General features: G+C 38.5%; 16 protein-coding genes and 1 pseudogene. All 17 read left to right on the top strand.

Annotated features, from left to right (window positions below; genetic code table 11):
* Positions 1-19: 19 nt before the first annotated feature.
* Positions 20-1,369, top strand: a complete 1,350-nt coding sequence (glmM, locus tag QUF94_RS26530) for a phosphoglucosamine mutase (RefSeq protein ID WP_289318673.1) — start codon at positions 20-22, stop codon at positions 1,367-1,369.
* Positions 1,370-1,833: 464 nt separating this feature from the next.
* Complete coding sequence (gene glmS / locus QUF94_RS26535) at positions 1,834-3,636, top strand: glutamine--fructose-6-phosphate transaminase (isomerizing) (protein ID WP_289318674.1); 1,803 nt, start codon at positions 1,834-1,836, stop codon at positions 3,634-3,636.
* 900 nt (positions 3,637-4,536) lie between these two features.
* Positions 4,537-4,728 (top strand): annotated as a pseudogene (locus tag QUF94_RS26540) (thioredoxin-disulfide reductase); the annotation flags it as partial.
* A 1,695-nt stretch (positions 4,729-6,423) separates the two neighbouring features.
* Positions 6,424-6,615 (top strand): hypothetical protein, encoded by a 192-nt coding sequence (locus QUF94_RS26545; protein ID WP_289318675.1) that lies wholly within the window; start codon positions 6,424-6,426, stop codon positions 6,613-6,615.
* Between the two features lie 102 nt (positions 6,616-6,717).
* The gene (locus tag QUF94_RS26550; protein WP_289318676.1) at positions 6,718-6,921 is read left to right on the top strand and encodes a hypothetical protein; all 204 of its coding nucleotides are present in this window, start codon (positions 6,718-6,720) and stop codon (positions 6,919-6,921) included.
* A 1,284-nt stretch (positions 6,922-8,205) separates the two neighbouring features.
* Positions 8,206-8,562, top strand: coding sequence for a hypothetical protein (locus QUF94_RS26555; RefSeq protein WP_289318677.1), 357 nt, complete (start codon positions 8,206-8,208; stop codon positions 8,560-8,562).
* Entirely contained in the window at positions 8,546-9,208 is a 663-nt protein-coding gene (locus tag QUF94_RS26560; RefSeq protein ID WP_289318678.1) for an ATP-binding cassette domain-containing protein, read from the top strand. Before QUF94_RS26555 ends, QUF94_RS26560 begins: the two co-directional genes overlap by 17 nt.
* A gap of 1 nt (position 9,209) precedes the next feature.
* A complete protein-coding gene (locus QUF94_RS26565) occupies positions 9,210-9,704 on the top strand; it encodes a stage II sporulation protein M (RefSeq protein WP_289318679.1) in 495 nt (164 codons plus the stop codon).
* 11 nt (positions 9,705-9,715) lie between these two features.
* Positions 9,716-10,270 carry a hypothetical protein gene (locus QUF94_RS26570; RefSeq protein ID WP_289318680.1) on the top strand — a complete coding sequence of 185 codons (555 nt, stop codon included), beginning with the start codon at positions 9,716-9,718 and terminating at the stop codon, positions 10,268-10,270.
* A 76-nt stretch (positions 10,271-10,346) separates the two neighbouring features.
* Positions 10,347-11,573, top strand: a complete 1,227-nt coding sequence (locus QUF94_RS26575; RefSeq protein WP_289318681.1) for an efflux RND transporter periplasmic adaptor subunit — start codon at positions 10,347-10,349, stop codon at positions 11,571-11,573.
* The gene (locus QUF94_RS26580; RefSeq protein ID WP_289318682.1) at positions 11,570-12,250 is read left to right on the top strand and encodes an ABC transporter ATP-binding protein; all 681 of its coding nucleotides are present in this window, start codon (positions 11,570-11,572) and stop codon (positions 12,248-12,250) included. Before QUF94_RS26575 ends, QUF94_RS26580 begins: the two co-directional genes overlap by 4 nt.
* The gene (locus QUF94_RS26585; protein WP_289318683.1) at positions 12,247-13,446 is read left to right on the top strand and encodes an ABC transporter permease; all 1,200 of its coding nucleotides are present in this window, start codon (positions 12,247-12,249) and stop codon (positions 13,444-13,446) included. The genes QUF94_RS26580 and QUF94_RS26585 overlap by 4 nt, the downstream gene beginning before the upstream one ends.
* Positions 13,447-14,719: 1,273 nt before the next feature.
* On the top strand, positions 14,720-15,889 hold the full coding sequence (locus QUF94_RS26590) for an ATP-grasp domain-containing protein (protein WP_289318684.1): 1,170 nt from the start codon (positions 14,720-14,722) through the stop codon (positions 15,887-15,889).
* Positions 15,890-15,901: 12 nt separating this feature from the next.
* The gene (locus tag QUF94_RS26595; protein WP_289318685.1) at positions 15,902-17,596 is read left to right on the top strand and encodes a methyl-accepting chemotaxis protein; all 1,695 of its coding nucleotides are present in this window, start codon (positions 15,902-15,904) and stop codon (positions 17,594-17,596) included.
* Between the two features lie 321 nt (positions 17,597-17,917).
* Positions 17,918-18,118 carry a cold-shock protein gene (locus tag QUF94_RS26600; RefSeq protein WP_034304915.1) on the top strand — a complete coding sequence of 67 codons (201 nt, stop codon included), beginning with the start codon at positions 17,918-17,920 and terminating at the stop codon, positions 18,116-18,118.
* 536 nt (positions 18,119-18,654) lie between these two features.
* Entirely contained in the window at positions 18,655-19,026 is a 372-nt protein-coding gene (locus QUF94_RS26605; RefSeq protein WP_289318686.1) for an ArsR/SmtB family transcription factor, read from the top strand.
* Entirely contained in the window at positions 19,019-21,142 is a 2,124-nt protein-coding gene (locus QUF94_RS26610) for a heavy metal translocating P-type ATPase (RefSeq protein WP_289318687.1), read from the top strand. Before QUF94_RS26605 ends, QUF94_RS26610 begins: the two co-directional genes overlap by 8 nt.
* Positions 21,143-21,452: the final 310 nt, after the last annotated feature.

A 21,452-nucleotide genomic window follows, 5' to 3' on the forward strand; every position in this document is an offset into this window, starting at 1 on the left:
CGAAGAAGGAGCGATAAAGATGGGTAAATATTTTGGAACAGACGGAGTAAGGGGTATAGCGAATAGTGAATTAACACCGGAGTTGGCATTTAAACTGGGCCGATTTGGTGGCTACGTTCTTACTAGAAATACAGAAAAACCCAAAGTGCTCATAGGGCGCGATACACGAATTTCAGGTGAAATGCTGGAAGGTGCACTTGTTGCCGGTCTATTATCCATTGGGGCTGAAGTGATGCGCCTGGGTGTAATTTCGACACCGGGAGTTGCCTATTTAACAAAGGCCTTAAGTGCCGAAGCAGGTGTCATGATTTCCGCTTCGCATAATCCGGTAGAGGATAATGGCATTAAATTCTTTGGACCGGATGGTTTTAAGCTATCCGATGATCAAGAAGAGGAAATTGAAACATTGTTAGATTTGGAAAAGGATGAACTTCCACGCCCGGTTGGCGGAGATTTAGGCCATTTGAACGATTATTTCGAAGGTGGGCAAAAGTATCTCCAGTACTTGAAACAATCAGTGGATGAAGACTTTACAGGCATTCATGTTGCGCTCGATTGTGCACATGGGGCGACATCAGCCTTGGCCATGCATTTGTTTGCGGATCTTGATGCAGACATCTCTACAATGGGGGCATCGCCCAATGGCTTGAACATCAATGACAAGGTAGGTTCCACCCACCCTGAAGCACTTGCTGAATTCTTAAAAGAAAAAGGTGCGGATGTTGGACTTGCTTTCGATGGTGACGGAGACCGCGTCATTGCCATAGATGAAAAAGGAAATATAGTGGACGGCGACCAAATCATGTATATATGTGCGAAATACTTGAAAGAAAATAATCGTTTGAAACAGGGAACAGTGGTTTCTACGATCATGAGCAACCTTGGTTTTTATAAAGGTCTTGAAGAGCACGGTATACAAAGCGCCCAAACGGCAGTGGGGGATCGCTATGTGGTGGAAGAGATGCGAAAAGGCGGCTATAACCTTGGCGGCGAACAATCCGGACATATCATCTTCCTGGACTATAACACCACAGGAGATGGCTTATTGACGGGCTTACAGCTTGTGAACATCATGAGTGACACCCAAAAAACCTTATCAGAGCTCGCTGGCGAGATGAAGAAATATCCACAGACACTCATCAACGTCAGAGTTACCGATAAGCATGCTGTAACTGATAATGAAAAGGTACAGGAAGTCATTAAGGCAGTCGAAGGGGAAATGAACGGAAACGGTCGCATTTTGGTGAGACCATCCGGTACGGAACCGCTAGTCCGTGTTATGGCTGAAGCACCGACTGCTGAAGAATGCACTAATTATGTAGATCGCATCGTCTCGGTGGTAAGAGCGGAAATGGGAATAAACGAATAACCAATCCAATGCATAAAAGGAACGAAATTTCCTTTTATGCATATTTTTATAAAGAAGTTCTTTTTCGTAGGTCTTGGTAATAAAGAATTGACCCATGTCCCTTGTTTAAGGTATGATTATCCTGATTTACAACTCATTTTCTCTAAAATGGTTGTTTTTAAAAAGGAGGGTAGGCAAGGAGAAACAGATTTACAAAAGCGCCTGAACTAAGTCTGGTCGAGAAAGGCTTAGTTGACGAGGAGGAGGTTTATCGAATGATCGGCGGATACCTCCCGGCTGAAGTGCACAGCCGCAGTAATTCCAATCTTAAAACAGTAGGGCAACTTACTGCACAAAGGATCGGAAATGTACAATGGGAAAAAGTGCTTTAGGGCATTTCCTTTATAAAAATATATTAGAGATGAGGGGGCAGGGATGCCCCCGTGCATTCCTGTTCCCTCGAATCGGTTGGAGGAACAGAAATTATGTGTGGAATTGTTGGATATATTGGACTTAATGATGCAAAGGAAATTTTATTAAAGGGTCTTGAAAAACTTGAATACCGCGGATATGACTCTTCAGGGATTGCTGTGAAAAATGATGCAGGCGTGACAATCTTCAAGGAAAAGGGACGAATCGCGGACTTACGCGGAGCCGTGGATGATAACACTATTGCATATACTGGAATAGGACATACACGCTGGGCCACCCATGGTGTGCCAAGCCGTGAGAATGCTCATCCTCACCAAAGTAATTCAGGTCGCTTGACTCTAGTTCATAATGGGGTCATTGAAAACTATGCGATTCTAAAACGTGAATATTTGAAGGATGTTGCCTTTAAAAGCGAAACGGATACGGAAGTCATCGTTCAACTCATTGAGAAGTTCGTAAACGATGGTATGGAAGTGGAAGAGGCGTTCCGTCAAACACTCACTCTATTAGAAGGCTCATATGCCATTGCCCTTTTGGATGCTGAAAATGATGAAACCATTTTTGTCGCAAAAAATAAAAGCCCGCTGCTGATCGGTGTGGGAAATGATTTTAACGTTATCGCTTCAGATGCAATGGCCATGTTGCAAGTCACAGATCAATTCCTTGAACTGATGGATAAAGAAATGGTTATCGTGACAAGTGAAAAGGTAACGATTAAGAACCTTTCCAACGAAGAAGTTATGCGAGCTCCATATACTGCTGAACTGGATGCAAGTGATATTGAAAAAGGTACGTATCCTCACTATATGCTTAAAGAAGTCGACGAGCAGCCAGCTGTCATTCGTAAAATCATTCAAGCATACCAAAATGAAGAAGGTAAACTGGCAATCGATTATAGCATTACTGAAGCGGTAAGTGAGGCTGACCGAATTTATATCATCGCTTGCGGAACCAGCTATCATGCAGGATTGATTGGTAAGCAGTTCATCGAAAAAATGACTGAAATTCCGGTTGAGGTCCATGTGGCATCGGAATTCACTTACAATATGCCGTTATTATCGAAAAAACCGTTATTCATCTTCATTTCACAAAGTGGTGAAACTGCAGATAGCCGTGCCGTATTAGTGTCCATCAAAGCGCTTGGTCATAAAGCCCTGACCATCACCAACGTACCGGGCTCTACATTGTCACGTGAAGCGGATTATACGCTCTTGCTGCATGCTGGACCTGAAATAGCCGTGGCCTCTACAAAGGCTTACACAGCTCAAGTGGCAGTCCTGTCCATATTAGCAAATGTAACTGGCCAATTCCGTAAAATGGAGTATGATTTCGACCTTGTAAAAGAGCTTGGAATCGTTGCGACAGCAATGGAAGCCCTCTGTGATTCGAAAGAAGAGATGGAAGCCATTGCCCGTGAATATTTGTCCGTTACAAGAAACTGCTTCTTCATTGGCCGTTCCCTTGACTACTATGTTGTTCTTGAAGGGGCCCTTAAGCTGAAGGAGATATCATACATCCAGGCAGAAGGCTTTGCTGGAGGAGAGCTTAAACACGGAACGATCGCCTTGATTGAAGAAGGTACACCTGTCATAGCCCTTGCCACTCAAGCAGGCGTCAACCTAAGCATCCGTGGAAATGTCAAAGAAGTGGTTGCCCGCGGCGCCAACCCTTGCATCATTTCCATGAAGGGTCTGGAAGAAGAGGATGACCGTTTCGTCATCCCGGAAGTGAATGAACTATTAACACCCCTTATCTCTGTTATCCCGCTGCAGCTCATTGCTTACTACGCTGCCTTGCACCGCGAATGTGACGTGGATAAACCACGTAACCTTGCGAAAAGTGTAACGGTTGAGTAAGTTGGAATGAATGCAATGTATGTTTTGTAGATTTGAAAATTGCGAAGCTACACCCCTTTGGTTATGATCCAAAGGGGTGTTTTTTTATGTCCAAAAGAAAAAGAACATCTAAAATTGAGAAGTGGATTAAAGAAGGCCGAGGATTTTGTGTGCAGTGACAATAAAGTTGTTTGATTTACAATAAAGTCGTTTAATACCACATATCAAATCTATCTTTAGGTAATTGAAGCATTTTCAAGAGCAAAATTGAACAACTTTATTATCTATATACACAATGAGGTTCGATTACAAACCGATTGTACATATAGAAAAAGTTAAACCTAAAAAAGTGTCTGTGGACTTTGCCGAAATTGAAGAAGAAGTAAAAAAAACTATGGCTGAACAAAAGGCGATTTTTGAGGTGTCTAAGTATCCTGGATGCCATTCGAGGTAACCGAGTGACACCGGAAAATATTCAGACGGTTAAAGATTTGGATAAGGCGCTGGCTTATAAACGATTGATTTCCAATGGTGAATTGTTGCCATAAGGCATTAAAATTAGAAGATGTGGAAGATGGCGATTTAATTCATATTGATGATACGGATGAGGTTGCGAATGGTGTTTAAAACAAAGTTCGATTATTTAAAATAAAGACTGATAATTTATAATAAAGTTTGATAAATAACCTCTTCGGTATGATGTCTACAAGAGGTTATTTTAAATTTTCTGAAAAATGAGCGGTAGTATGAAGAAAGAAGGAAAAGTCATTTTGGTAAATGGAAGATATCTGGTAGTAACATTGAACTGAACTGGTTCCTTAAAATAGAACCTCGTCAATTTGAGTTTCTTCAGATTTGGAACGAAACTACTTTTGTTTGTTGGAATATCCCTAAATGCAAAGGGAGGGCTTACTTCACATTAAATTCAGTGCGGAATATGCTTATGGGGATGTTAAGGAAATAATTGACGGTGAAGAGTATAAAACGATCGTTGCCGGTTCCAAGGCATTCAAAGCACGTTCAAAATCATTATTTCATGGTGCCGAATACAAGAAAATCGGCGTTCCTGGCCAAAAAGAATTGGACGGAAATGTTGTATTGTATTGTATTGTGATGGTGTATTTTAATAAAAATTGTTAGACGATTCTTAACTAATATACTATTTAAGTAAGACATTTACACATTCAAATCACTAATAATTGAATAGAAAGGGTATAGGACTTGAGTCTCTAACATTTTTATTAATGGTAAAACATGTAATATATATATGTATATAATTACAATAGTCATCTAATTGATTTTATATTTAATACATTAAAAGGAAGGACAATAAAATTCATTAACCTCTTATAGTAGGAAAATCATATTCTGTAAATGGTTACTCTAGTACATTGACATAAGGTTTTGATACTTGTATTATTAGTAAAAGTTTCCTAATAATCCTATCTCATCTTTTAAAAGATTAGCTGAATTTCTATGGGAATAGAAATCTGGTAATGAGGATATTGATAAACAATGGAGTGGAATCATCTGACAAAAGAGAAGGGAGTTAAGTAAATGGAGCCAACTTGCTTAAAATGTGGTATTACAATGACTGAGGGAGAGCTAGATCATGCAGGTCCTTTCCGGGTTTATAAAAAGGAGAATAAAAAAAGTCTGCTCGGGCCAAATTCAAATGCTATTACTGATATTAAGCCATACATATGCCCTAAATGCGGATTAGTACAATTTTATGTGGAAAATCCTCAAAAGTTTCAGTAGAGGGCGAATAGTAGGCTTATGAATACGAGTGAAATGAAGGAATATATAAACAGCAAGAGGTGATTAGTAGTGGAAAATAACAAAAAGGGACTAGTGAAATCTCTTTTTAAAAACGGTTTTTTTACAGCGATAGCAATCTGCTTAATTGGAGTCCTCGCACTTTTGTACGCCATAGTTGGATGATCCGTGTAAACCCTTTTCACATAAAAAAATATTTGCCACAAAACATATCCCATGGAAGATTGATAATCTCTCATGGGATTTTTTTGAATAAATCCCAATGCCTCTTAACAAAGGTTCTATAATATTAGGGTAAAAAGGTATTCGGGCATAAAAACTTCATCTAATTTTATATTGCTTGAATTGTAGAGGAACAACAAAAGGATGCTGCATTTACACGTTTGGTTGAAAAGGGGTTATCCATTATTGCCAAGAAAGTGGAAGAACGAATTCGGATTTTTGGGTAGGGAAGCCTAAGGTAAACCGTTGCGTTAATGGCCCTAAAAAACACCGAAATCCACGTCTATGAAACGAAGAGTGTCATTAAAGTCTTTATAAACGGGCAGATAGAGATATCTAATAGTTTTGAGCATTCCTACTCTAATGTTTAGAGAGGATATATGATTCAACAGTATAAAAGGAAAAGCTTTAATTGATTTTAGGAGGTGCAGAAACCAAAAATTTGGATTCACAAAGGATAAGTTCAGGATTGCAAATTCATATGAAAGAGGACAAAAAACGACAACATCTGTAGATATTCTTAGTTATATTAAGTGCAGAATAAAAAATGAAAGATTCAAAAAAGGATTAGAGTCACATGCATACATACACATTTTCTTTTTGGAGTAGGGTTAAATGCCTGGTTCATGAATAGGTATTTTTATCTATATCCTACATTTTTAATAAAAATATTCCTATAATGGATAATATTGTGATATATTCTTATAGGGATTTACAAATTATCTGATTTTTATAAGTAATTTGTAACTTCCATTTATGTAAAATGTATTTATAAGGAAGGAGGTATTAGGAAAGATGAATCATATCATGAAGCTCACTGGTTTAAGTTTTGCAGCGGCAAGTGCCGTTTTTGCAGTGCTTGATTATGCAAGTTACATTAGTATTTTGATGGCACTAACCGGAATCGGCATAGGAGCAGCCGCAGCAATCATTACTTATCGTTACACGATTCAAAAGCTGGCAATGTCAGTCGGCAAATATGCTGCTATCCAACTATAGTTCAAAAGAAAACTAGCAAGATAGTATTTATTAATCAATGCGCTATTAATACATACTGTATGAACTAGTAAAAAAACGATGGAATTTGAGAGGGGAAATATCATGAATCGTATTATGAATTTAACTGGATTAAGCTTTGGTGCTGCAAGTGTAGTTTTTAAAGTGTTGGATTATGCAAGCTACATCAGCCTTTTAATGGCTTTAACAGGAATTGGAATTACTGCAGCTGCTGCAATCATTGCTTATCGATATACAATTCAAAAACTGGCTATGACTGCTGGTAAATACGCCGCAATTCAATTATAAGGCTCGGAAAGTGCAGGAAATAGGATTTAATTTATTTCCTGCACTCTTACTATAAGAGGGTGAACAAGAGAAATGAAAAAAGTATCATACTTTAAGTATATTCGATTGAATAATAACAGGAGAAGCAAGGATAGTCTTTATTTAATGTATAAGGGCTTCCTCGATATTTTTTTAGAAGAAGATAAAAATAAAATCATGGACTTTTTATTAAAGTCCGCCAAATGCTTAATAGTTGTTCCAGTCTTCTTTATGCTAGCTTTATATACAATTTTGGGATCATTGTATTCCGCCCACATCATAGAAGGTTTATTATTTAGCGGGTTAATAAGTATCCTCCACTCCATATTCCTGATTCACTCCAAATATGGAGAGGTCAATATTTCAGCCATAAAGAAAGATTTCGAATTTGTCTTGAGGCTTATTCCAAAAAGAAAAGTCAATGCTTTTATTATACATAAAATTAGTCTGGAATATTTCCATAGTTCGTTTATTTATACAGGAATTACATATTTAATAGCTGTATTCATTTTATACATATTTGTTAACCAGTCATTATGGGTATTAAGTGGCGGTATCCTGCTGGTTCTTTTAAATTTTTTGATGGGCTTTACGTTCTTATTTATTAACATCACCCGGCTACATGAACGAGTGGTAAAAGGACTAATAACACTTTTCGTTGCAGCCTTTTCTATTATTCTGCTAAATTCCTTTAACTTAAAAAGGATATACCCATTTGATCTAGATCAGTTAATAATTCCTTATTTCCGTGATAGCGGGGATATTTTTATTGATACCAAGGTGATCTTTCTTTTTTCAATGATAATGGGGGGAATTTTTCTTAGCCTCAGCTTTGTCTTTTATTGTCTCCAAACAAAATCAGTCGTACCAGCCATCCTTGTTATAAACGAAGAAAGTTTTTATAAGCTTTTTAGCAAGAAGCACATCTTCCAGCGTCTGTTGCTAAGGGGGTTTGATTCTAAAAGAAAACTTTTGTACATAAGAGGTGGTAGCCTTTTACTAACAAGCATCATTATCCTGCTTTATCCTTTTTTAAACCAGAATGATAAAATACCGCTCGCTTTAACCATTCTATTATTGTGTTACAGTCCCGCAATATTCAATTTATTGATTACTCATTATTTATATAATGAACTTTTACAAAAACCGTTTACGAGAACAACCTATTACTTTATTAAGAAATACTCATGTAAAAAGTATTTGTATAAATATACAATCCAAACAACATTCTCTCAACTTTTTATCTTATTGCTTCCATTCCTTACATTGACTCTGCTGTATAGACCGCTAAATGTTTATTGGACGGTTTCCAGTTATGTTCTGGTCTTTATCATTATAGTCACAATCCTGGTAGCAAGGATCTTTAATACTGGAAAGTTCAGCTATGAGGAAATCAAAATCATGGAAGCACCAGTGCTCACCTCTAAATCAACAGAAAATTTTATTGTATTTGGAATACCGATTTTCTATGCGATACCTGTATTATCTCTAACTCTCGCCCAATCACAGCTTCTATATATCTATATCAGTACACTAATCTATACATTTGTACTGCTGCTGTTTTGTGTCATCAAGTTATATCTGTCTTTAGCTAAGGAGGGTAAAAATGCTGCATCTTTGTGAAATATCGAAGGAATACTCTAGTAGGAAGGTATTTGATCACATCAGTTTGAAGGTACCTTCATCCTCTATCGTAACTGTTACCGGGAAAAATGGGATTGGTAAAACCACTTTATTAAACATTATTGGCGGGATATCTAAATTTCAAGGGGACGTCTTACTAGAAGAGATTAGTTTAAAGAATAACTATAAAGAGTTTATTAAGTTGACTACACTGATTCCCAATGATCCATTTTTGTATGACTATCTTACTGTAATAGAAATGATCGACTTAGTAATATCCCTATGTGATGCAGATGAAAAAAAGGCAAAAGAATTTGCCAATAATATGCTATTGGAATTAGAGCTTTTAGATTTCAAGCCCGTTCTGATTAAAAATTTGTCTCTAGGGACAAAACAGAAAGTAGCATTTATTACAGCTTTTATCAATACCCCGAAATTAGTATTGATTGATGAACCCTTTGTGAACTTTGATCGTTCATCCATGGGGAAGGTCCTGAAGTTTATTAAGGAATTTGTGACTGAAACTGGAGCAGTCGTCATTTTCTCCACACATTCTGAGGAGAAAAGTGTCAATGATATTGTGACTCATAATATCCAAATCAATGCAAGCCAGGATATATTTTTATCAAAAGTTAGCGGGATTTAAAATGACTTTCAAAAAAGTTGTCTCGTTGGTCACTCTTATTGCTCTCCTATTATATATATTAGGCTTATTTTTCCCCATGGACCTGGAGAAAGAGCCAATAGATGAAAGCTTTGGTTTCACAGCATTGTTTTTTCATAATTTGCAGGCACAGTTTACGGCAATCCTTTTGGGTTGTATTACCTTGGGTGTCTATTCTATTATCTATTTGTTTATTAATTTCTTTTCTATGGGTTTCATCACAGCTACATTGCTTACTGAGGATTCAGTGGGTGATGTAGTCAGCATGTTTATGGTTCATGGTATATTCGAAATCCCAGCCATGATTTTATCGATTTCATTAGGGATTTATATTCCTTGGAAATTAATAGGGATGATTAGGAATAAAGCATTTAATCAATTTGCCATTAGAAATACAGCAAGAATATTTATTATCATCTTGCTTCTGACGGTATTTGCGGCAGCCGTTGAAGCATTTATTACTCCTAAATTAATATGAGGTGATCCTACATGGTTTTAGAGAAATTTAAGGGTATGCCTTTAATTGGCAGCCTGCTGATTGCACTTTTGGTATCTTGTTACATTCAAATATCCTATATTCCCGATATTATCCCAGAGTACGACCGATTTTTAACAACATTCGGAAAAGATATTAAAAATCTAGACGTATTAATGTTGATTATTTCTTTTTTCTCTCAGCTTTTTATTCTGGTGGCAACATTGGGAATGGAAATGCTCTTAATCTACATGGGTGTATATTTCCTTTACAAACGGAAGCTCAGGATAAAACAGTTTACCCAACCCATCATGCTTGCATCATTATGTGTCATGGTAATTAATATCATCATGTCCACAATCCTGCTGCCAACAACACAAGATATAGAAATGTTGAAGAACATCACTCTATTTTCACCAGTAAACTTTTTGGTGAAGCCTGTTATTATATGCTACTTTTTATATGAAAAGGGTATTCTACCAGGCAAACTGCTGGAATGGATTAAATTAAGCCTTATCTACGTATTGGTTACTTGTGTTCCAGGCTTCATATTCATCTATTTCATTTAATAGACTATCACAGGAGCATCCTTCCTAATTCACGCATATACAAAATTTTTTTTAGAAATCAAGAAGGGAAAATGAAATGAACATGCAGCCAGAATCCATAAAAAGTTCAAAAAAGAAATGGATTTTCATTGGAGTAATCGTTTTTATAATAGCAGCTCTTGGAGCCAATATAGCCATCGTAAAAAATAAAGCAATAAAAACAGCAGAAAACATAAAGTTTGCAAGTGTAACTGAAAAAGAGATCACAAATACTAAGCTCATCTCTGGAATGATAGCCCCTGGAAAAAGGGAGATGATTTATGCGGATACCGCAAAGGGAAAAATAAACGAAGTATATGTGAAAGAAGGGCAAAAAGTAAAAGCCGATCAAAAACTCTTTTCATACCAAAATCCTGAAATAACGACTCAAATCAAACAGAATCAAATTGATAGACGGATGGCTGACACCCGGTATGAACAGAATCAAAGCAAAATAAATTTTATAAATGAACAAATTCGAGATGAAAAAAAGAAAAGCAAGGAACAGGTTACCGATCCGCTTCAGAATGAAATTCAGGAGACACAATCACAGCAGACTATGACAGACCTGGAAGCGCAATTAAAAGACGCGGAATACCAGCAAAGAACCATTGCTCTGGAGCTCGAGAAAATTAAATTGCAGGCCGATGATTTACAAAGGAAATTCGCCGACTTAGTCGTTTACAGTTCGATGGAGGGACTGATACAAAGTGTAAACAAGGATTCATTAAATGGTTCCTCGCAAACAGCCGAAGTCAGCAACCCTATTGTCCAAATCATCGCAGAGGGTGACTACCTGATAGAAGGAACATTGACAGAATTACAAAAAATGTATATTAAGCCGAACCAGCCGATCACCATACGTTCAAAAGCGAATACGAGTGGAACATGGAAAGGAAAAATAACCGAGGTAAGTGAATTTCCAACCTCTGAAAATGGTAGTGCCGCAGAATTCTCTTCGTCAGGACAAGGTACCCAAAATATTTCCCATTATAATTTCAAAGCATCTGTTAACTCTAAGGAAGGCTTATCCACTGGTTACCATGTATCCATTCAGGTTGAACTCCCTGGTACCGTGAGTTCTGCTGTGCGTCGAACCAGTATAATTAAAGATGAGGAATCTCAATATGTTTTCGTCCTGGACGGTAAGAGACTTCGCAGGCAGCAGGTGGCAACAGGAGTCAGTAATGGGGATTGGGTTGAAGTCACAGAAGGCCTTGACTTTAAAGACAAGGTTGTTTTGAATCCGACTTCTAAGGTCCATGATGGGATGGAAGTACGATGATTTGCCTGCAAAACATCTCTAAAACTTATAATCAAGGAACGCTTGAAGTTCCCGTTCTGTATGATATCAATATGATAGTAGAGAAGGGTGAATTTGTTTCGATTATGGGTCCATCAGGATCAGGGAAATCGACCTTAATGAATATCATAGGCTGCCTTGATCGTCCAACAGCTGGTACCTATACTTTAAATGGTATGAATATACCGGAAACCGAAGAAGCGCATATCGCTCTTATACGGAACAAATACATAGGGTTTGTATTCCAGCACTTCCACCTGCTTCCTAGGCTAACAGCTGCGGAAAATGTCGAGTTGCCCCTAATCTATGGTGGCCTTCCTAAAAAGGAAAGGCGAGAGAAGGCACTGATGGTACTTGAAAAAGTAGGATTGTCGGACCGGACCAGCCATCTTCCCAATCAGCTATCTGGCGGACAGAAACAGCGTGTTGCCATTGCCCGTTCTATGGTCAATAATCCCTCATTTATCTTGGCAGATGAGCCTACCGGGGCTTTGGACTCGAAATCTGGAGAACAAGTTTTAAATCTCTTCGCTAAGCTGAATAAGGAAGGGACAACTATCTTGATGGTCACACATGAAGATACAGTTGCAGCTTTCTCCTCCCGCTGTATTTTCTTAAAAGATGGGAAAATCTTAGAGGACCGGAGGAGTAAGGCATGACTTTACTTGATAGTATGAAAATTGCCTTTTCCTCTATTATTGCTCACAAACTGCGTTCTGCCCTTACCATGCTGGGCATTATCATTGGAGTGGGTTCAATTATCATGGTAGTAGCAATCGGAAAGGGCGGAGAAGCCGCTTTAAAATCCCAGTTTGCGGGAGATGGAAACAATACGATTGAAATTAACTATTTACCTAATAGTGAAGATCCAATGGGCATGGCCTTAAATCAGGCCCTTGCTTTCTCTCAAGAAAACTTAATACAGCTTAAGAATATTCCTGAAGTAGCAGAAGTCATCACCACAAATAACGCAATGGAGACCCTTTCGATAAACGAAAAGAAGATTGACAGTCAAATCTACGGGGTAACTGATACCTATTTCTCTGTGAATGCGCTAAATATTATTTCAGGGAGACAGCTGCACGAAGGTGACATTGCTCAATCAAACCAATTCATTATGATTAATGAGGTGGCGGCAAGTAAGTTTTTTAATCAACACAAAGCTGTCGGTCAGATTATAGAAATCAAAGGGCAGCCTTTCCAAGTAGCTGGAGTGTATAAGGTAAATGATGACTTAATGGGGATGGGCATGCCAGAAATTCTAATGCCTCTGTCATTATGGCCTGTTTTGTACGGAACAGAAGATATTCAATCTGTAACTATCCAAGCAAAGGATGCAAGTAAAATTGAATTGGCTGGGGAAAAAGCTACAAATCTATTAAATGATACAAAGTCAGATGATTTGGATGGAACCTATAAAGTGTTTAATATTGAAGAAATCCAGAAAGGCATTTCAACAGTCACTAATATTATGACTATGATAATTGGAGGAATTGCAAGTATTTCTCTCGTAGTTGGTGGTATAGGTGTAATGAATATTATGCTTGTTTCGGTGACGGAACGAACACGTGAAATCGGAATACGGAAAGCCTTGGGGGCTACAAGAGGGAAAATTCTATTACAATTTCTAATTGAATCGGTGATGATTACCCTGATTGGTGGGGTTATTGGGATTGCTTTAGGAGTAGGTGGAGCTTACATAATCTCTTCCTTTGCGAAATGGCCACCACTTATATCTGGACCAATCGTAATTTTAGGAGTTGTCTTTTCGATATTTCTTGGTATTGTTTTTGGGCTTTTGCCCGCAAACAGAGCAGCAAAGCTCGAGCCAATCGATGCTTTGCGTTATGAATAATCTCGTACGGTAAAAATAGGAGCTCCCTATTGAAGATGGCATTTTCCACGATGAAGAGTTAAATTTTTTCGATGGTAATTGGCAAAGAGATGAGGAAGGCATCTTAGATAGACTTATAGAAAAACTTAATTTTATTTCGTTTGTTCATTCAGTAGAACCAGATGATCCTTCTCGACCGATAAAAGCAAAAGAACTCCTAAAGGAATTAAAACCTCTTCGTGAGGAGGTAGAAATTAAACACAAATAATAGTATTTTCTGCCTCTAAGTAATTGTTTTCTAGAGAATTGTACTTCAACTAACGGGTGCGTTCGTATTATAAGGTTAACCAGTTATTACTGGTTGACCCTTTTTAATAGAATCTATTATATCAGTAGCTAGGGTAGGAAGTCCGGGTGCGTGGAACATTGATCCCGTCAACTAAACTGTCCACCCCTAATTGTAGAAACATGTTTTAGGCTGGGTGGGACGTAGATCTCGTATAACAGCGGCTGCGGCACTACATGTAGGACTAAGAGGTGCAATTGGTGGATGAGAGGACGATGAATCCAATAAGTTGGTCTAGATGTGGCAAAGGGAGAAAGCCAATTTCAGGCGTTTTTAGATAAATCAAAACCGTATGGAAAAAGTTTTTCAAGAAAGATAAAAGAGAGGAATTGGATCATTTTATAGGCTTTTGTGACAGGGTAAATGCCTATGGTCATTTTTGAATCTACAGGGCATTATCATTCAGCTGTCATTCAATACTTGGAGGAACGTGGAATAACTATATATTTTGCTCCCCCCCCCTCCTGTTTCATTACCAAGGATACCTTTTAGATTTGGAAGATCGTATAGTGACCTTGGCAAATGAATTGAAGAATATAAGATGCCACATAAAACGGCTAGGTACAAGGAGTGGCGCAGTCTACTGGATCCTCTTTTGGTGATTCGATTTATCTTAGTTCTACAGATATCAGATAAGCCGTACCGCTACAGGAGGCTTTTCACAATAGTGATCTGGACGATCTTCCAATAAAGGGCATCTAGATGTATACTCATCCAGGGATTATATTCAGCATGACCAATAGGAAAATGGAGCTCAGAGCAAAAAATCTGGGCTTTTTCTATGTCCTCAAATGATTTTTAAGTTGGAGTCGATAGGTAAAAAGGTATATTGAAATTTTATTTTTCATTGTGAAGTTAATAATAAATTACCTTTAAAAGCTAAATACTTACCGCTTTTAACCGATTAAATATGGAGATACAAAAAACAGAATAAGTTAGGTGGAAAAAATGATTATTTTGAATGAGTCCATTGTGTCACCAATTCTTCTAAAGGTGTTGGAGGAACAACAAATTCCAGTGCTGGAACAAGGGCAATGGGGAGAAACATTAACATCAGAAAAGCTAAACATTCAAAAAGATACTGAATTTTTCAAGTCTATGGAAATGGGCCAAAGAATTCTTACAAACTCTGAAAATGGCATTACATTATTAGGTCATTTTCAACCAAATAGCAATGAGTACATATGGTCAAAGTTATTGAAGGATAAGAGTCAGGTGCGGAATTTAACGAAATCTTTATATCCTGATTTCTATTTCCAAGATATTGATTTATCCATGATAAGTGATCTGGATAAAAATCAAATACCGTTTCCGGTAGTTATCAAACCCAATATTGGCTATTCAAGTGTAGGGGTGCATAAAGTCAAGAATGAACAGGACTGGGATATAGCCGTGAACCAGCTTAAAGCGGATTTACTTCATTCGGATGGATTATATGATTCAGAAGTGGTCGGTTCCCAGACCGTTTTAATAGAGGAGTGGATTCAGGGTGAAGAGTATGCCATTGATGGTTATTACAATCAAGATGGCGAACCGGTCATTTTGAATGTCTTCAAACGATTATTCAAGGACGATTACGATACTTCCGATCGAATTTATTATACTTCGAAGTTGACCATTAATGAAATCTATAATGATGCACTAAAGTTCATGAAGAATATCCTAACGGTCCTTCCACTTAGGAATTACCCTGTACACTTAGAAATTCGCAAAAAAGGAAACCGGGTGATACCTATCGAAATCAATCCTCTGCGTTTTGCTGGAGCGGGTACAACGGATCTAGGGTACCATGCGTATGGGATGAATATGTATGAACATTATTTTTCAGGTACCAAACCCGATTGGAATCGGATATTGGAAGAGATGGACGATAATATATATAGCTTTTTCTTTGCAGAGGCACCACTGGAAATAAATCTGGAAGATGTTGCACGAATTGATCATGATGCACTTTGTCGTGAATTTGAACATGTTTTGGAATATAGGCAGCTTCCTTTTCAAAATGACCGGAGCATGGCAATCATATTTTATAGAAGTGAGGATTTGAACGAAAATCTCCAGTTGCTTCATTTGGATTTAATACCATATTTGACTATAAAACATCTGGCTTTTATCTAAGGGGGGATGGGAATGAGATTTTCAAAGCTGAATCCTAAAAAATCTTTACTGGCAAAACTATTCTTGTTTTATATCATTCCATTCATACTTTTCGCAGGGGCGATGGGCCTTTGCTTTTCCTATATTACTAATAAAATGATCAATGAGCATGTCCTTCCGCAATTCGATGAGCGTCTTTCTGAAAATGCCCACAGTTTAGCAGCAAGCCTCAACCCTACTTTGATAAAGAATGCTTCGGAACGGGGAGAAGTGATTGTGAGGCAGCTAGATGCTTTTGTTGAAAATAAAAAGGGAATTGAGTACGTTTATGTTTTGAAGCGGGTGAATGATGCCGACGTGATTGTAGCCTTGAACGGCAGCATGGATTTCATGGTGGAATCCCCTTTCACGCCGGAACAGGCAATATCGATAAATGGAAAAGAAGACGTATTGAGTGAAATATATAAAGATAAGTGGGGCACACACAAGTCGTACTTTACGCCAATCGAAGGAACCGACGCCATTGTGGGAATCGATATGGATGCAAAATTCATTGATGAATTGAAGAGCACAATGTTATTCTATAATATCTTATTTCTTGCAAGTGCCATTATATTAGGTGTGCTATGCGCCGTTGTCATCGGGAAAAAGATCTCGGGACCCGTTAATGAACTTGTAGGTTACACGAATGAAATGGCAGAAGGGAACTTAAGTAAATCGATACGCATTGGTAGACAGGATGAGATTGGCGATCTGTCAAATGGATTCGAAGATATGAGATTAAGTTTGTCCCATATAATTCAGAATGTCCGTGAACACGCTCAAACGATGAATCAAACGACAGTGTCCACTCAACAATCCTTTGAGGAGATGGTGGAATCCTATGGGCAGATAGTGACTGGGACAATGGAAGAAGCAAAAGCCTCAGAAGAACGTGCCCATCATATTGACCGAATTTCCAATATGATCAGTGACTTAACGGATACAATCCGTTTAATGAGCGAACAAACGAATGAAATGAATGAATTTACGATGCATACGAATACACTTGCTGAACAAGGAAGTAAACAAGTGCAGGATGTAACGAGCCAGATGGATAAAATCATGGAAAACGGCCAATCGAATAAAGTGAATTTGGTGAGCCTGGAAGCTGATGTAGTGAAGATAAACGAAGTGATTGGTTTAATAAGGGGCATTGCTTCCCAAACCAACCTGCTATCATTGAATGCTTCCATTGAAGCGGCACAGGCGGGGGATGCCGGCAGAGGTTTTGCTGTAGTCGCTCAAGAGGTGCAAAAATTGGCTGTGCAAACAGATGAATCCATCGATATCATTTCGGAGTCGATTACGCGGATCAATGAACAAACAGCCAAAGTCATCCAAAATAATGATGAAAGTTTTCAGGATATAATAAATGGTGTTTCCTTAGTGGAAAACAATGGAGAGATTTTCAATAAGATATTCGAATCCGTAGAGAAATTGTTGAAAGGCACAGAACAATTAGCAAACCATTCGAAAAAAATCAGTGAATCTTCGGATGAAAGCCTAGCATCCATTCAGGAAATTGCAGCGATTTCAGAAGAAGGAGTCGCAACAACGGAGCAAATATCGGCAGCGGCAATTCAACAAAGTACCATAATGACTGGATTGAAGGAGCAAAACGAAGAGTTAGCAAATGAATCGGCCATATTAGAGGGGATGGTAGAAAAGTTCACTACGGAAAAATGATATATTTGATGTGAAAAAACCCTCTTGTTAACGTTGTTTAGAAGAGGTTTTTTTTGTGGAAATGGCATGTGGGTCATTTGCTGTAATAGATAGAGTCACATTAGACCAAGATTATTTCTATGTGAATTTATAGAGTATTAAAAATTGCTTGAAAAAAGTTTATCCAAACCATTTGCAATCGCTGCCATTTAATGTTATGCTTAGTCTTAATTATTTTTGTTCGGTACTAAGGATACTAAAAGTACTACTTTTCGTTTTCGATGATGACTTAGAGCAAGGATAGTAATACAATGTGCTTAAATGCACTAGGAGGCAACAACAATGGAACAAGGTAAAGTAAAATGGTTTAACGCAGAAAAAGGTTTTGGATTCATCGAACGCGAAAACGGAGACGACGTATTCGTACATTTCTCAGCTATCCAAAGCGAAGGTTTCAAATCTTTAGACGAAGGCCAAGAAGTTACTTTTGAAGTAGAACAAGGTCAACGTGGACCTCAAGCTTCTAACGTTCAAAAAGCATAATTTCAAAAACAAAAAAAGACAGATCCTAGTAATGGGATTTGTCTTTTTTTGTTTTGAAAAAAAACATTACAAAAAACCCTGCTCAACGAAAAGCAGGGTAAACGGTACAAGTAAAGTAAAACGCTTAAAAAGGTTTGACTAAGTATATCATAGTTTTTCTAGAAAATACTAAATTAAATATATAATACTTATCAAGGTACTGTTAGGGAATTACTGAAATCATTGGATTGAAGGGGCATGAAGGAATTTCTGTCCCTTCTTTTTTTTGTCACCGGAAGATAAAAGTTTCGTTACGAAGATTCGGGAAGGTTGGATGGGTTCCTGGAAAGAGGACAGCCTGCCCTTTAAGGGCGGATCAAAATCGTGGGAAGTGAAACAAAAAACGATGGCCCACATATAAAGGCATATAGGGCACTTTCGTTAAGGTATCTAAAAAGGAGAAGGAAGAATAGTAAACATTCAAATATGGATTTGAATATTCAGGAAATTATGTTATATTATAATCAAACGAAGATTTGAATGAGAGGTGTGAGAAGATGGCAGAACTGAAAGATATATGTGATGTCCACCTGCATGATGAAGTGAAGGTTAATCGCATTCAAGAAGAAATGAGCCAGGTGAATATATCCAGCATGTCGAAGCTGTTTAAAGTGATAGGCGACGAAAATAGGGCAAAGATAGCTTATGCGCTCTGTACGGACGAGGAATTATGTGTGTGCGATCTGGCCAATATCATTGGTGCTTCGATGGCGACAACGTCACATCATCTTCGTACCCTTTATAAACATGCAATCGTAAAATACCGAAAAGAAGGAAAGTTAGCTTTTTATTCTTTGGACGATCACCATATTAAACAATTGATTCTCATTGCATTAGAACATCAGCAGGAGGTAAGGGTCGATGGCTGAGTCCCCATTAAAAACATATCGTATTCAAGGTCTATCTTGCACGAACTGTGCGGCTAAATTTGAGAACAATGTCCGTGATCTGGAGGGTGTGGAGGATGCCAAAATCAACTTTGGGGCTTCAAAGATTTCGGTACAGGGTAGCGCGACCATTGAAGAGATTGAAAAGGCGGGTGCTTTTGATAACCTGAGAATCCGTGGTGAGCAGGAACGGGTGACGCAAAAGGAACCATTTTGGAAGCAAAAAGAAAATATTAAAGTGGTGTTCTCGGTTATCCTTTTGCTAATCAGCTGGATATTGGATAATCGATATGCTGATGGAGGCATCATGCCGGTAATCGGTTATGCGGCTGCAATCATTGTTGGCGGATATTCATTATTTGTCAATGGGTTGAAAAACCTCGTCAGACTTCGCTTTGATATGCACACCCTTATGACGGTTGCCATCATCGGAGCGGCTGTGCTGGGTGAATGGGGTGAGGGGGCAACTGTTGTCATTCTATTTGCAATAAGTGAAGCACTGGAAAAGTATTCGATGGATAAAGCCCGGAAATCTATAGAATCATTAATGAATATCGCACCTAAAGAAGCCTTGATCCGTAGAGGACATCACGAAATGATGGTTGCTGTTGATGAGATTGAAGTGGGCGACATCATGATCGTTAAACCCGGTCAAAAACTTGCTATGGATGGCAGGATCATGAAAGGGGCGTCGACACTTAATCAAGCAGCCATTACAGGGGAGTCCGAGCCGGTTTTTAAAACGGTTGAGGGTGAAGTATTTGCCGGAACCTTAAATGGTGAAGGATTGCTCGAAGTGAAGGTCACGAAGCGAGTCGAGGATACGACTATTGCAAAAATCATCCACCTTGTTGAAGAAGCACAGGCTGAAAAGGCCCCTTCCCAAGCATTCGTGGATAGATTCGCAAAATTCTATACTCCGGCCATTATGCTTATAGCCTTGGCCATTGCCGTGGTACCCCCGATTGTGATGAACGGGGATTGGAGTGAATGGATTTACCGGGGATTGGCTGTACTGGTTGTCGGTTGTCCATGTGCATTGGTCATTTCTACCCCCATCGCCATTGTGACAGCTATCGGAAATGCCGCGAAACATGGTGTGTTGATTAAAGGCGGGGTCCATTTGGAGGAAACAGGAGCCTTAAAGGCGATTGCATTCGATAAAACGGGTACTTTAACAAAGGGCGTACCGGAAGTGACTGATTTCAAAGTGTTATCCGATGTGTTGAATGAACAGGAGGTGTTAGCGATCGCTGCTGCTTTAGAAAGCAGATCACAGCACCCCCTTGCCACGGCCATTCTTCAAAAGGCGGCAAATCATGATGTGGATTATCATTCTGTAGTGGTAGAGGATTTTACTGCGATCACGGGTAAAGGTATAAAAGGGAAAATCAATCAAGAAATCTATTACATTGGTAAACCCCATCTCTTGGAGGAAGTGGCAGGCCTAGTATTCTCTGATGATGTCCTTAATTTAATCAGCGGCTATCAAAATGCAGGGAAAACGGTGATGGTGCTTGGCGATCAAATGAAGCTCCTGGCACTTATTGCTGTGGCAGATGAAATAAGGGAAAGCAGTAAGGAAGCAATTCGGAAACTGCATGCATTGGGCATTGAAAAAACGATAATGCTGACCGGGGATAATATCGGAACGGCAAAAGCTATTGGAGCGGCAGCAGGCGTTCATGAGATCGAGGCGGAGCTATTGCCACAAGATAAACTGACCATCATCAAACAATGGAAACAAAAATATGATCGAGTGGCCATGATAGGCGATGGTGTCAATGATGCTCCGGCCTTGGCAGCTTCCACGGTAGGAATTGCAATGGGCGGGGCGGGTACTGATACGGCCCTGGAAACAGCCGATATTGCCTTGATGGGTGATGACTTATCGAAGCTGCCGTATACAATCAGCTTAAGTCGCAAAACATTAAAAATCATTAAGCAGAACATCACGTTTTCATTGGTGATAAAAATCCTGGCGTTATTATTGATAGCACCGGGCTGGTTAACACTTTGGATGGCAATTTTTGCCGACATGGGTGCGACGTTATTAGTTACATTGAACAGTCTTAGATTACTGAGAATAAAAGAATAGAATGATATGGGCTTCCTGGTGCTTATTAAGGTGCTGGGAAGCTTTTTTTTATGCACTTTCCAATTGTTTCATGTGAAACTTTGAAAAAATGCATCCATTTTTCCTTTGAAAACGTAAATAGATCAGAGCACTGAAAATGTTAAGGGTGTACCAAGGGAAAAATCATGATAGTCAATTTATAGTAAAAATATCAATAGGATATAAAATGACAGGTCCTAATCAGTCTGTTATTTTTTTGTTGAATTTTCTTTTAAGTAAAAGGAATTCTAATAAGAACATTTTGCTTGGGCAAGATCGTTATCCAAGAGAT

The organism is Peribacillus sp. NJ4 (assembly GCF_030348345.1).
Classification (GTDB): domain Bacteria; phylum Bacillota; class Bacilli; order Bacillales; family DSM-1321; genus Peribacillus.